The following is a 12272-nucleotide window of genomic DNA, read 5'->3' as shown; positions in this document are numbered from 1 at the left end:
GTTACAATCTTTTGGACAAAAAAAGACCACTCTGCGGTCAGCAGAGTGGTCTGATTGATTAAAGGCTGCCCCAAACAATACTACCAATTAAAATTAGTAAAATTGTTAACCACAATAATTTACCGAGTGGGTGGTTCGGATTAATCGTGAGACCAACCCCGAAAGTTCGGGGAACGAAGAGTGGTGGTCGGGTACCTGGGATGCTCGGGAAGAAAATTTTAGAGCGGTAATAAGAAAGGATCACTAGCACGGTGGTGATGGCAATAATGATGATTGTGAGTAACCGATCACTGAAATCGGTTTTCAACCAGTTAGCGAGGAACGGCGTGGCAATCAATAGCAGTATGACGGCGACTAGCGCATAGTCGAGATGTCGTTGTTTTTTAGATTGATTGATTAATTGATAATCAGTCGTTACCTTTTGAACGTATTGTGAATCGGATTTGAGCATCGTGTCTAACGATAATGCATACAGATCACTGATGGCAATCAATAGCGGCACATCGGGTAAATTTTTGCCCGTTTCCCAATTCGAAATCGTTTGGCGGGTGGTGTGTAATTGGTCGGCAACCGCTTGTTGGGTCAGGTTTAATTCTAGCCGGCGTTGTTTCAAGATTGTGGCGAGCATCGGACGTCCTCCATGAATGTGTACCGTTAATTTAAATCATATGATAGCCTTAAAAATAAATTAAACAAGTCATTTTAGCGCAAGCGCTACTTGCAAGGTTGATAGACGGGCATTAGTGAAATCCAGTGTGTGTCATTGTATAATCAAACTAACGAATTAATGGAGGGCAATCAATGACAATTGAAGTCAGTGTTAAACAGACGGACGCATTAACGGCACCGGAGTTATTAGCCATCTTAAAAGCACGGGTCAAGGTTTTTGTGGTTGAACAACAGTGCCCGTATCAAGAGGTCGATGATCAAGACGACCAGGCGTACCATTTAGTGTTACGCGAAAATGGGCAACTGGTCGGTTACACGCGGATTATGGCGCAGACTGATGAAGTCCATTTTGGTCGTGTATTAGTGCCTAAAGAATACCGACAACGGCAACTAGGCCGGCAGTTAATCGCCAGCACGTTAGCCGAAATTAAGCAGTCATTTCCGGGCAAACCGGTTAAAATTGGCGCGCAAAACTATTTGAGAGCTTTTTACGAAAGCTTCGGTTTTGAAGCTGTTTCGGATGTGTATTTAGAAGACGAGATTCCGCATATTGAGATGGTATTAAAATAAAAAAGTGCCAGCCGTGATGATTAATCGTGGCTGACACTTTTTTGAACGGCTATTATTCAGGCTTTTCTTCTGAAATCATTTTTCTAATCTGTTGGTCAAAGTCTGAGTTGATATTTTGGGTTTTATTGAATGTATCGTATTCAATTTTGGCTTTATTTTTAGCGCTCTTCATCGAAATGCTGCCGTTGTTTGGCAATATTTGATATTCACGGAATTCTAAAAAACGATCAATACTATCGGCGAATTCTTGCATCGTAAAGGTATTCCGCCGTTCAATCAAGTCCTCGATATAATCGAAATAGCTGGAGACGGTTCGTTCAAGTTGTCTAATTTCTGGTTGCGCCAAATAGTTTTTAGCAACTTGCGCATCGGTTTTGATAATTCGACCGTCAGGCGCGTTTTTCCAAGTCGTTAGCCCCATATTGGGTTTAGCGTGATCGGCGTGACTATCGATAATTTCGGCCCCAGTTTGACTAGTAATGGCGTAGTGGAATTTATTTTGAACAGTTGCGTAGAAAAATTTGGTGACAGAACTATTTTGATCATAGTCAGAGCTGATTTCAGCGAAAATATCGGTCACCTTTTGCCATACACGGCGTTCACTGGCACGGATTGACCGAACGCGTTCTAGTAATTCGTTAAAATAATCTTGATCGAGCAAGTTACTGCCTTGTTTTAAACGGTCGTCGTCGAGAATAAAGCCCTTAATCATGTATTCTTTCAGTGTTTGAGTTGCCCATTGGCGGAAGCGGGTTGCTTGAATCGAATTAACGCGGTAACCAACGGAAATGATTGCGTCTAAATTGTAGAATTTAGTTTCTTTAGATTGTGTTTTGCCAGCGATGGCACCATGCTGAGTGGTTATTTCCATTTTGGAAATAACCACATCTGGATCTAATTCATTGCTCTCAAAAATATGGCTAAGATGTTTACTGATTGCGGGAATCCCAACACCAAATAATTCAGCCATTGATTTTTGGGTCGTCCATAAAGTTTCATCGCTAATAATGACATCAATACTAACGTTGTGATGTCCTGTTTTATACAGCAAAAATGTTGTTTTATTTTCGGTCATTTCCAGTATCCTTTCTGACAAGCTTAAATAGGGTTCGTCTCTTAATCATACGGTAGCAAAGTGCATTATTTTGTTAAAACAGTGTTTATCTTCATCTTAGCAGTCTCCTAAAATAAGACAATAAAAAAGTGATAAGGACAATTCCTAAGAATTGCACTTATCACTTTATCATGTATACTTGATGGGTGGTCAGGGGATCGAACCCTGGACCCACGGATTAAGAGTCCGTTGCTCTGCCAGCTGAGCTAACCACCCATTCGGTGTTGCGCCTTACGACTTAAATATCATAGCATGTTTATGCAGTCTTTGTAAATACTTTTCTGTGATTTTTTTAAATAAATAGGTTGTGGGAGTAAGATTAGTTGCCTATTGCGACAAATCGTATCGTGATTTAATCCGAAGCACCCAGGTTGGTTGCGGTTTAAAAACGGTGGCAGATTTTGAATTGCGCTAAAAAAATGAGTATAATAGAGAACAAAGCATCCAAGGAGGATACTAAAATGGCTAAAAAAATATTGGTAGTTGATGATGAGAAACCAATCTCCGACATCGTTAAGTTTAATTTAACGAAAGAAGGGTATGAGGTTTACACTGCGTATGACGGACAAGAAGCATTAGATCAAGTTGAAGAAGTCGTGCCAGACCTGATTTTGTTGGACTTAATGTTACCTAAAGTCGACGGTCTCGAAGTGGCTCGTCAGGTGCGTAAATCGCACGATATGCCGATTATTATGGTCACCGCTAAGGATTCTGAAATTGATAAAGTGATTGGGCTCGAATTAGGGGCTGATGATTATGTCACGAAACCTTTCTCCAATCGGGAATTAGTCGCGCGAGTTAAGGCTAATTTACGCCGGCAAGGGAATACCAGTCAATCTGATAAAGAAGCCAGCGAAGAAAATCATGAAATTAAAATTGGCGATTTAACGATTCATCCAGAGGCCTATATTGTGTCTAAACGGGGGACTAAGATTGAATTAACCCACCGTGAATTTGAATTGCTTCATTATTTAGCGAAACATATTGGTCAAGTCATGACCCGCGAACATTTGTTACAAACGGTTTGGGGTTACGATTATTTTGGTGATGTTCGGACGGTCGATGTGACGGTTCGTCGGTTACGTGAAAAAATTGAAGATAATCCTAGTCATCCTGAATGGCTCGTCACACGCCGGGGCGTTGGTTATTATTTGAGAAATCCGGAGCAGGAGTAGATTTAACGCATGAATAAGAAAATTCGCCTATTTCAATCGATTCATTTTAAAATCGCGATTGTTTTCGTGTTACTGCTACTGGTCACGCTAGAAGTGATTGGGGCTTCTTTTGTCAAACAATTAGAAGCGCAGAATGTGAAGGATTTTAAACAATCGTTACAAGTGACGCCCTATATTCAAAATCAATTGAGTAGCGAGTTAGTCAACGATAACGGTAGTACGAATAAGAATGTTAAAGAGATCATCGGGGATATGGGCAATTCTGCCGAGGTCCAAGTGATTGATAGTAACGGTACGATTCGCGGCGTCACCAATCTGAATAACCAAAGTACGATTGGTCAGAAAACTCGGAATTCGCGGGTTAAACAAGCGATTTATTCGGGTCATACCGAACAAGAAGTGGTTTATAGCGAAAGCCAAGGAAGTTACTACACCGCGATTCAACCGTTAACCAATTCAACGGGTGATAATAATACGGTTGTCGGCGCCGTTTATATTCGGGCTAGTATGGAAGACGTTTATAAGGGCATTTCGTCGATTACGGTGATTTTCTTGACGTCGTCTTTGATTGCCGGGTTGTTAGGAATCGTCTTATCAATTGTTATTTCCCGGGCAATTACCCGCCCGATTGATGAAATGAAGAAACAAGCGATTCAAATGGCGCGCGGGGACTATTCTGGTCAAGTGCAGATTTACGGGCAAGATGAGTTGGGCCAATTAGCAATTGCCGTCAACAACTTATCGGTCCGGGTTGAAGAAGCCCAAGAAGCATCTGAATCAGAACGACGCCGGTTGGATAGTGTCCTCAGTCACATGACCGATGGGGTGATTGCGACCGATCGCCGCGGCAATATTACGATTATTAATGAAACGGGTCAAGATTTCTTAAACGTGACGAGTGATGACATTATTGGACAGTCATTACTAAAAGTGTTGAATATCGGTGAGGAATTTACCTTGCGTGATTTATTAGAAACCCAACAAGAAATGGTCTTGGATTTTTCCAATCAACAGGAACATGATTTAATTCTACATGTTGATTTCTCGTTAATCCAAAAAGAAACCGGCTTTATTAGCGGGTTAGTTTGTGTGCTCCACGATGTCACGGAACAACAAAAAAATGAACGCGAACAACGTGAATTCGTTTCGAACGTTTCGCATGAATTACGGACGCCACTAACCAGTGTTCGGAGTTATATTGAAGCGCTGAACGACGGTGCGTGGCAAGATCCAGAAGTCGCACCGAACTTTTTGAAGGTGACCCAAGAAGAAACTGACCGGATGATCCGGATGATTAATGATTTATTGAGTTTGTCGCGGATGGACCAAGGAACGTCCAAGATGAATTTAGAGTTTGTTAATCTTAATGAATTCTTTGGTTACGCGTTAGACCGGTTTGACATGATGATTAAACGGGATCAAGAACATGAAAATGATTTGGAACCAGTCGTGACGGGTAAATTGCCAACTGACGATCCCAATAAAAAATATAGCATCAATCGTGATTTCACCAATCGTGATTTATGGGTCGAAATTGATACCGATAAATTTATGCAGGTTGTCGACAATATTATGAATAATGCGATTAAATATTCACCAGATGGTGGTGTGATTACATGTCGGTTGTTAGAAACCCATCGACACGTAATTCTAAGCATCTCTGATCAAGGCTTAGGGATTCCTCGGAAAGACTTAGGCAAGATTTTTGACCGCTTCTACCGTGTGGATAAGGCCCGTTCTCGACAACAAGGTGGCACGGGATTAGGCTTAGCGATTTCTAAAGAAGTGATTGAAGCCCATCATGGTCGAATTTGGGTTGATAGCCAAGAGGGTAAGGGATCGACGTTCTACATCTCGTTACCGTACGAACCGATTGAAACTGACGGGGGTGATTGGGATGAGATTTAATAACTTTTTGATGCGGCTTGGCTTGATTCTGGCCATCGGGATTAGTCTGTTATTATCGTGGAAAATTTGGACCAATAATTCGCATTATGAACGGCAAACCGATAGCCAAACAACGCAGAAGACGCCAACCCGCAATGCGGATCACCAATTGGCAGACACCTTTTTGCCAACACAGGTCTTGTGGCGGCAAACGGACCAAAGTGAGCTATTGTATAACTCGAAAGAAAATATTGTCACGCAATTGAAGAAAACGTTGAAAAAAACGCAGATTGCGGCCTTTAAAAAGGTTAAATTGAACGAAACGCGGTATGGCCAACAGCTAAAAACGGATAAAACGGTGACGTTGTTGTATCCGGATGATGTGACTTACGGTATTTTGAAAGAAGTTTTTAGTTACCAAGGAACTAACCGTGGTGGGATTAAAAATAACGCAACCTTCAACCGGATTCAAATTACGTTAGGGAGTAAGACGGCTGATTTATGGTTATTGAATGATCGCACCAAAGTGGGTTACCAAGCGGAATTGACTGGTTTTTCGAAACAGAAAATTAAGGAACTGGTCAATGCATCGGATGTTCATCTGAAGGTTGAAGAACAATTTTTAAACCACAAACCATTGATGTACGTAGCGGCCAATCAACAATTGGCGCCATACAGTTATTTGGTCAATCAGCAACCGGAAAACTATTACATTTCATCACTCTTAAATCAACAGAACACCGATAGTATCAACACGAAAGAACAAGGTGATAGTGCGATTTATACGGATGGGACCGATAGCGAACAGTATAAGCGCTTGACCATCGATCATAAAACGGGTGAGATTTCGTTTATCAAGTACGAGGATGTCGCTGTGCCTAAAACGACGACCAAACAGTTTGAAACCAGTTTCGATGCGTTGTTGAAGACGGGAAATTCGTTAGCCGGGATGCGCTATTACAGTCACGATGAAAAGACGGACACGACGACGTTTAGAACGTATGTCGAAGGGTTCCCAGTCTTTTATCAAACTAATTTTGGTAGCGTCAAGGTGCAGCTCTTACCAACGGGCCAACGCGTTGATTTTTCGAATTACAGTTTGCAAGTCCCAGTCCCCGCTGAAGATCATCAGGTGACATTGGACAGTACTGAATCGGTATTAAATCAACTGACGCAAAATGGTTTCTTGCTAGAAGACGTTGATAATATCCAGGTTGGGTATGAATGGACCAAAGAAAGTGATAACGATCAAGTGATTGATTTGAATCCGACTTATTTTATTCAATATCAAGGGACTTGGCGGAGTTTGTCAGCCTTATTGGCGCTAAAGACTGAATTAACCGAAGGGAGCTGAATTAATGGATTTCCGAAGAATTGAAATGATTTTTATTGCGATTTTTATTGCACTCGATATCTATTTATTTATCTCGCTCAAGGATAATCAGGCGGTCAGTTCGACGGCCATCACCAGTGGTTCGCAAACGAGCCAAATCTTAAAAGATTTGAAAGATGATCAAATTACGGTTAAACCACTCTCGAATGCTAAAGAAGACGGTTATTATTTAGCCAGTCGTCAAAAGGATCAAACTAAGTTGGCAACGAGTAGTCAACAACTCACTAATCAAGTCGTTAGCTTCGATAAGACGCAGAAAACTTTAATCAGTGAGTTAGATAAGCCGTTAACTTATCGGAAAAATCACGCATTATTAGCCGTTAAAGCATTTATGAAATCGAATAATAACGTTGTTTTAGCGGATCAATACCGTTATTCGCCGGAATTATCCAGTGATCAACAGGTCGTTTTCGTCCAAAAAGTACCAGGTGGGGTTATGATGGATGAACATGGCCAGCTAGTTTTCCTGATTGAAGAGGGTCAGATTAATCAATACACCCAAACATATGCGAACAAGATTCAAATTTTGCGGGAAAAAGAAATGACTAAGGTGAGCGCTAAAGAAGCGGTGATTGATTTATACACGGATAATGAAATCCCGAATAATTCTAAGGTCAGTTGGGTTAAATTAGGCTATAGTGCGTTGCTAGATGCAAACAGTAGCACCGTTTACGTGCCGGTTTGGCAAGTGGCGATTGAAAACAAGAATTCTAAAAGCGTCGTCGTCAAACGAATTAACGCCTTTACCGGAGCGTTGATGAAAAATCGAAGCGATGTGCAATAGTCAATTAGGGGATAACAATCAAATGAGCGAAAATGATCAAATGCAAGTTAGTATCTTAGCAAGTAGTAGTTCAGGCAACACAACGTATATCGAAACGCCGCAACATAAAATTCTGGTGGATGCTGGGATGAGTGGCAAACGGGTGCAAGATTTAATGCACAGCATTGGTCGTGATTTAAAAGACGTCGATAGTTTATTAGTAACACATGAACATCGCGACCATAGTAGCGGTGTGGGTGTCTTAGCGCGCCGGTACGGGATGGACGTTTATGCCAATCAACCGACTTGGGATGCGATGGCTTCGATTATCGGGAAGGTCCCCGCTGAACACCAACACCTATTTGAAATGGGCAAAACCAAGACATTAGGCGACATTGATGTAGAGAGTTTTGGCGTCTCACACGATGCAGCCGCAGCCCAATTTTATCAATTTCACCATAATGATCGGTCGTTTGCGATGTTGACTGATACGGGTTACGTGTCTGATCAATTACGGGGGACGCTAGCCAACGCCAATGCCTATTTGGTGGAATGTAACCATGATTTAGAAATGTTACGGATGGGTCAGTATCCGTGGTCGCTTAAGCAACGGATTTTGAGCGATACCGGCCATTTATCCAATGAAGATGGCGCGGCCGCTTTAATGGCGTGCATGGGCCAACAAACTAAAAAGATTTTCTTAGGCCATTTAAGCCAAGAAAATAATATGAAGGAATTAGCCCATTTAACGGTCGCGTCAATTATGAAGGAACATGATTATGGTGTCGGCACTGACTTTGAAATCTTAGACACCGACCCAGCAATCGCCGATCCGTTGTTCGCAGTTTGAAAATGAGTGCGTTGAGTTGCGGTCAGCAACTGAGCATTAACAAAAATCACCAGTTATCTTGAACTTAAGATAATTGGTGATTTTAGGTTAAGCGGAAGTTGTTGCAACTCAAAATCACGTTATAAAATGAGTGCCCACACCCACGGTTTGATTCTGAGCATTAGCCTAGTCTGGTGAATAAAGGCCGCATTATGGACTTTGTTTGCCAGACGTAGCTAAGCACAGAAACTTATCGGTAGAAGCACGTTAAAATAGAAGTGTCTAACTTCAGCCGGTTAACTTCTGAGTATAGCCTAGATTTTTTGATTTGAACGGAGATTGATACCTGCTATCACGGCCTATATTTCTCATTCTACAAGACATTTCAGTTGTTTTTGGCGGGTAAATCGTCTAGAATTCACAATATAAAAACAATCATTAATTCAAAACTTGTTCATAATTTTTTCAAATTTAGCGTTTATGATAGAGTCATCGAGTAAAAGAATAAAATTAGAAAGTTTGGGTGATTTAGTATGAATCAAAATTCAGGTTTAATGAAAACAGCAGTGGTTGCCGTTATTTCAGCGTTGATTGGTGGTGGGGTTGCCTATACGGGACTTTCAAAGTTTGGGCCAACTGCCAATGTGTCAACGACGGCGCAAACACCTACCAAATCTGGGACGACTAAAATCAGTAACGTCAAAGTTAATTCGTCATCACAAACCACAACGGCTTTCAGTAAAGTTAAAACGGCCGTTGTGTCAGTGGTCAACTTACAAAAGCAAGCAGAATCATCTGGTGATTTAAGCGCGCTATTCGGATCAAGCGATAGCGATAGTAGTAGCACCACTAGTGGCAGTAGTAGCAGTAGTGATCTGGAAGAATCTAGTGAAGGATCCGGCTTAATCTACGAAAAGAAAGATGGTAAAGCCTACATCGTGACTAATAATCACGTCGTGGCTGATTCCGATAAATTGGAAGTCATTCTAAGTGATGGGACTAAATTAGAAGCGAGCCTAGTCGGGACAGATGCTGTTTCCGATTTAGCCGTCTTAAAAATTGACGGGTCTAAAGTCACAAAAACAGCCACGTTCGGTGATTCCGATAGTATTAAGGCTGGTGAATCAGTCTTAGCGATTGGTTCACCACTCGGGTCAGAATATGCGACATCTGTGACGCAAGGGATCATTTCAGCCAAGAAGCGGACCATTGATGTGACCGACGAAACAACGGGTCAAGCAACCGGTCAGGCAACGGTTATTCAAACCGATACGGCGATTAATCCGGGGAACTCCGGTGGCCCACTCGTGAATATGGCGGGTCAAGTGGTCGGCATTAATTCGATGAAGCTAGCGTCAAATGGCGATACAACGGTTGAAGGGATGGGCTTTGCCATTCCAAGTAACGAAGTTGTTAAAATTATTAATCAATTAGTTGAAAACGGGAAAGTCGTTCGCCCAGCTTTAGGGATTAGCGTGATTGACTTGACCAACATTTCGTCAACGCAACAATCCTCCATTTTGAAATTGCCAACGTCCGTTAAGAGCGGGGTTGTCGTGGCCTCTGTGACGAATAGTTCAGTCGCTAAAAAGGCGGGCTTGAGTAAATACGACGTGATTGTCGGCTTAGGCGGTAAGACCGTGACGAGTGTCGCTGACCTACACACGATTTTGTACAGTTATAACATGAATAGCACCGTTGAAATTCAGTATTACCATAACGGTTCATTGAAGAAAACGACCGTTAAATTAACGCAATCAGCTTCGACTGATAGCAGCAGTACAACAACTAAATAAGTGCGTTGAGTTGCGCTTAGCAACTGAGCATTAACCAAAAATACCCCAGTTATCTTGAGTTTAAGATAATTGGGGTATTTTGTAGTTAACCAGAAAAGGTGATGATCCTTAAGGGAAACACCTTTGCTTTTTTGAGGGTCTTAAATGATAGCGTGTAAAAACTGGTTTATAACGGGCTTAACATTCCGGAACGTTAAGTTTTAAGAATGTCAATGTGGATACTAAGTTGGATTAATCAGCAACAAATTGTGGATAAGTCTGTGGATTGTGGGTATAACACGGTCGATTGAGCACCACTGTTATCCACAAGTTGACAAAACATCAGTGGATAACTATTTATTTAAAATTATAATCTAATTATAAATGCTGCTATAACAGTGTTTGCAATCTAAAAACGAGTAATTTAAAGATTTCTTAAATAGTGGATAACTTTTTTGATAAAAAAAGTAAAAAAATTTTCGAATCGATTATTTTGTATCAAGAAAATTTCAGGACACCATATTTGGGACGAACACCTGTGCATATGTGGATAATTTTTGTGGATAACTTGTCATTTTGGGTGATTTCCTGTGTATCCCTTTTTTTTCGACTCATTTTCGCATAAACTATAAAGAGATAGTAGGAGGATTTCGATGAATATTAAAGTGATTACCGTGGGTAAGTTAAAAGAGAAATATTTGAAGGCCGGGATTGCGGAATACGCCAAACGGCTCGGTAAGTTTTGTAAATTTGAAATGATTGAAGTCGCGGATGAAAAGGCGCCTGAATCACTGAGCGATTCAGAGATGGCAACCGTTAAAGATAAGGAAGGCGAACGGATCTTAAACAAGATTAAGGATAAGGAACACGTGATTGTGCTCGCGATTCAAGGCAAGCAGCGTGCTTCCGAAGAATTCGCCAAAGAAATTGCCGATTTAGGGACTTACGGTAAATCCGACATTACCTTTGTAATTGGGGGTTCACTCGGGACCAGCGACGCGGTCAACAAACGCGCTAACGATGCGCTTTCGTTTGGCAAACTAACCCTACCGCACCAATTGATGCGTTTGGTCCTAACCGAACAAATCTACCGCGCGTTCATGATCAATGTCGGGAGTCCGTATCACAAATAGGATGTATAAAAACGAGATCCGATTATCAATCCGATAATCGGGTCTTTTTTGATGCACTGAGCAATTTTAAATGGATTAACACGTGCAATTTGCAAGGAAAAACGCAGGTTGTGGCACGTTATCATTGGCTTTGTTCTTTTGATAACATAACTAATGACGAGATTAGTGGCAAGAAACTTGGAAAGAGGTGTCAGGTGTGTGAAAGTTGAGCGGGAAAATCTGCAAGATGTTTATAGTCAATTATTCGATTTAATTGGGGAAGAAGCGATGTTGAAAGTTTATTCAGCTTATCGGGGTCAACAATTAACATTACCAATGCGCATGTACGCGGGGGATAAGGTCGCTAAATCGGTTCAAAAACAATTTAATGGCCATAATTCAGCTGCGTTGATGCATAAATATGATTATTCACAACGGTGGATTAATAAAGCGATTAGTCAGATTGATGACGTGGAGAATCAATAAGAAATATCGGGGGAATGAGTCATGATGTATTGTCAAAATTGTGGGCAACAAATTAAACAAGGTATTAAATTTTGTCCTTATTGTGGGACGCAACAACAAGTAAATGAGCCAAATCAACAAATGAATGGTCAACAGGCCGCTCAAAATCAATATCATAATCAAGCGCCGCAAGGGAATAATCAACCGAATAATTTTGTGAATAAAACGCAACAATTCCAACAACAATTTCAGCAGTTTCAACAACAATACAATGGTGATGCTACCAATCAACAACAGTTAGGTTTTATCGGCAGTACTAAATACGCCATTGCGCACTGGAATGATTTTAAAACGCCAGAAAGTCGTAAATCGATCTTCTGGTGGTCAGAATTAGGGATTATGATTGCTTTTATTGTAATAATGTTGGTGAATTTTATAATGAAGTTAGCCACCGCTAACTAAAAAACGCCACGTGAATTTCATGTTATATTGAAGTTACCACTAACTTTCAATAGACAAG

The 12272-nt window shown here is 41.1% G+C and carries 12 protein-coding genes and 1 tRNA gene; 10 read left to right on the top strand and 3 right to left on the bottom strand.

All coding sequences use genetic code 11. The annotated features are described in order from the left end of the window. Positions 1–58: 58 nt before the first annotated feature. Positions 59–628: a helix-turn-helix domain-containing protein gene (locus tag LFUMFP_RS09345; protein WP_106483535.1), complete on the bottom strand. Its 570-nt coding sequence runs from the start codon at positions 626–628 to the stop codon at positions 59–61. Between the two features lie 179 nt (positions 629–807). Here LFUMFP_RS09345 and LFUMFP_RS09340 point away from each other — a divergent pair, with 179 nt between their 5' ends. Further along, positions 808–1239, top strand: a complete 432-nt coding sequence (locus tag LFUMFP_RS09340; RefSeq protein ID WP_199190609.1) for a GNAT family N-acetyltransferase — start codon at positions 808–810, stop codon at positions 1237–1239. A 52-nt stretch (positions 1240–1291) separates the two neighbouring features. Here the strand turns inward: LFUMFP_RS09340 and LFUMFP_RS09335 are convergent, their stop codons facing one another. Both LFUMFP_RS09335 and LFUMFP_RS09330 read right to left on the bottom strand, forming a co-directional pair. Next, positions 1292–2314 (bottom strand): virulence RhuM family protein, encoded by a 1023-nt coding sequence (locus LFUMFP_RS09335; protein ID WP_106483533.1) that lies wholly within the window; start codon positions 2312–2314, stop codon positions 1292–1294. Between the two features lie 182 nt (positions 2315–2496). Further along, positions 2497–2569 (bottom strand) — tRNA-Lys (locus LFUMFP_RS09330). Positions 2570–2814: 245 nt separating this feature from the next. On the opposite strand from LFUMFP_RS09330, the gene yycF reads away from it, so the two are divergent. From yycF to LFUMFP_RS09285, 9 genes are all read left to right on the top strand, one after another. Next, positions 2815–3528, top strand: a complete 714-nt coding sequence (gene yycF / locus LFUMFP_RS09325) for a response regulator YycF (protein WP_056950573.1) — start codon at positions 2815–2817, stop codon at positions 3526–3528. Between the two features lie 9 nt (positions 3529–3537). Beyond that, positions 3538–5436, top strand: a complete 1899-nt coding sequence (walK, locus tag LFUMFP_RS09320) for a cell wall metabolism sensor histidine kinase WalK (RefSeq protein ID WP_025082839.1) — start codon at positions 3538–3540, stop codon at positions 5434–5436. Next, positions 5426–6769, top strand: coding sequence for a YycH family regulatory protein (locus LFUMFP_RS09315; protein ID WP_106483532.1), 1344 nt, complete (start codon positions 5426–5428; stop codon positions 6767–6769). The genes walK and LFUMFP_RS09315 overlap by 11 nt, the downstream gene beginning before the upstream one ends. 4 nt (positions 6770–6773) lie before the next feature. Then, positions 6774–7592 (top strand): two-component system regulatory protein YycI, encoded by an 819-nt coding sequence (locus LFUMFP_RS09310; RefSeq protein ID WP_106483531.1) that lies wholly within the window; start codon positions 6774–6776, stop codon positions 7590–7592. A 22-nt stretch (positions 7593–7614) separates the two neighbouring features. Next, positions 7615–8421 carry an MBL fold metallo-hydrolase gene (locus LFUMFP_RS09305; RefSeq protein WP_106483530.1) on the top strand — a complete coding sequence of 269 codons (807 nt, stop codon included), beginning with the start codon at positions 7615–7617 and terminating at the stop codon, positions 8419–8421. A gap of 512 nt (positions 8422–8933) precedes the next feature. Further along, entirely contained in the window at positions 8934–10196 is a 1263-nt protein-coding gene (locus LFUMFP_RS09300; protein WP_025082835.1) for a S1C family serine protease, read from the top strand. A 632-nt stretch (positions 10197–10828) separates the two neighbouring features. Next, positions 10829–11308 carry a 23S rRNA (pseudouridine(1915)-N(3))-methyltransferase RlmH gene (gene rlmH, locus LFUMFP_RS09295; protein ID WP_025082834.1) on the top strand — a complete coding sequence of 160 codons (480 nt, stop codon included), beginning with the start codon at positions 10829–10831 and terminating at the stop codon, positions 11306–11308. A 198-nt stretch (positions 11309–11506) separates the two neighbouring features. Further along, positions 11507–11773, top strand: coding sequence for a Mor transcription activator family protein (locus LFUMFP_RS09290; protein WP_025082833.1), 267 nt, complete (start codon positions 11507–11509; stop codon positions 11771–11773). A 21-nt stretch (positions 11774–11794) separates the two neighbouring features. Continuing rightward, complete coding sequence (locus tag LFUMFP_RS09285) at positions 11795–12214, top strand: zinc-ribbon domain-containing protein (protein ID WP_106483529.1); 420 nt, start codon at positions 11795–11797, stop codon at positions 12212–12214. The last annotated feature ends 58 nt before the right edge of the window (positions 12215–12272 follow it).

Source organism: Latilactobacillus fuchuensis, from assembly GCF_900258455.1.
In the GTDB taxonomy this organism is placed as follows: Bacteria; Bacillota; Bacilli; order Lactobacillales; family Lactobacillaceae; genus Latilactobacillus; species Latilactobacillus fuchuensis.
Note: the sequence above shows the minus strand (reverse complement) of the source record. Positions and strands in the feature narration are given on the sequence as shown.

Bases quoted from the DNA above. Each gene is read 5' to 3' on its own strand.
- LFUMFP_RS09345 (WP_106483535.1), bottom strand. From the start codon at position 628: ATGCTCGCCACAATCTTGAAACAACGCCGGCTAGAATTAAACCTGACC.
- LFUMFP_RS09335 (WP_106483533.1), bottom strand. From the start codon at position 2,314: ATGACCGAAAATAAAACAACATTTTTGCTGTATAAAACAGGACATCAC.
- yycF (WP_056950573.1), top strand. From the start codon at position 2,815: ATGGCTAAAAAAATATTGGTAGTTGATGATGAGAAACCAATCTCCGAC.
- walK (WP_025082839.1), top strand. From the start codon at position 3,538: ATGAATAAGAAAATTCGCCTATTTCAATCGATTCATTTTAAAATCGCG.
- LFUMFP_RS09315 (WP_106483532.1), top strand. From the start codon at position 5,426: ATGAGATTTAATAACTTTTTGATGCGGCTTGGCTTGATTCTGGCCATC.
- LFUMFP_RS09310 (WP_106483531.1), top strand. From the start codon at position 6,774: ATGGATTTCCGAAGAATTGAAATGATTTTTATTGCGATTTTTATTGCA.
- LFUMFP_RS09305 (WP_106483530.1), top strand. From the start codon at position 7,615: ATGAGCGAAAATGATCAAATGCAAGTTAGTATCTTAGCAAGTAGTAGT.
- LFUMFP_RS09300 (WP_025082835.1), top strand. From the start codon at position 8,934: ATGAATCAAAATTCAGGTTTAATGAAAACAGCAGTGGTTGCCGTTATT.
- rlmH (WP_025082834.1), top strand. From the start codon at position 10,829: ATGAATATTAAAGTGATTACCGTGGGTAAGTTAAAAGAGAAATATTTG.
- LFUMFP_RS09285 (WP_106483529.1), top strand. From the start codon at position 11,795: ATGATGTATTGTCAAAATTGTGGGCAACAAATTAAACAAGGTATTAAA.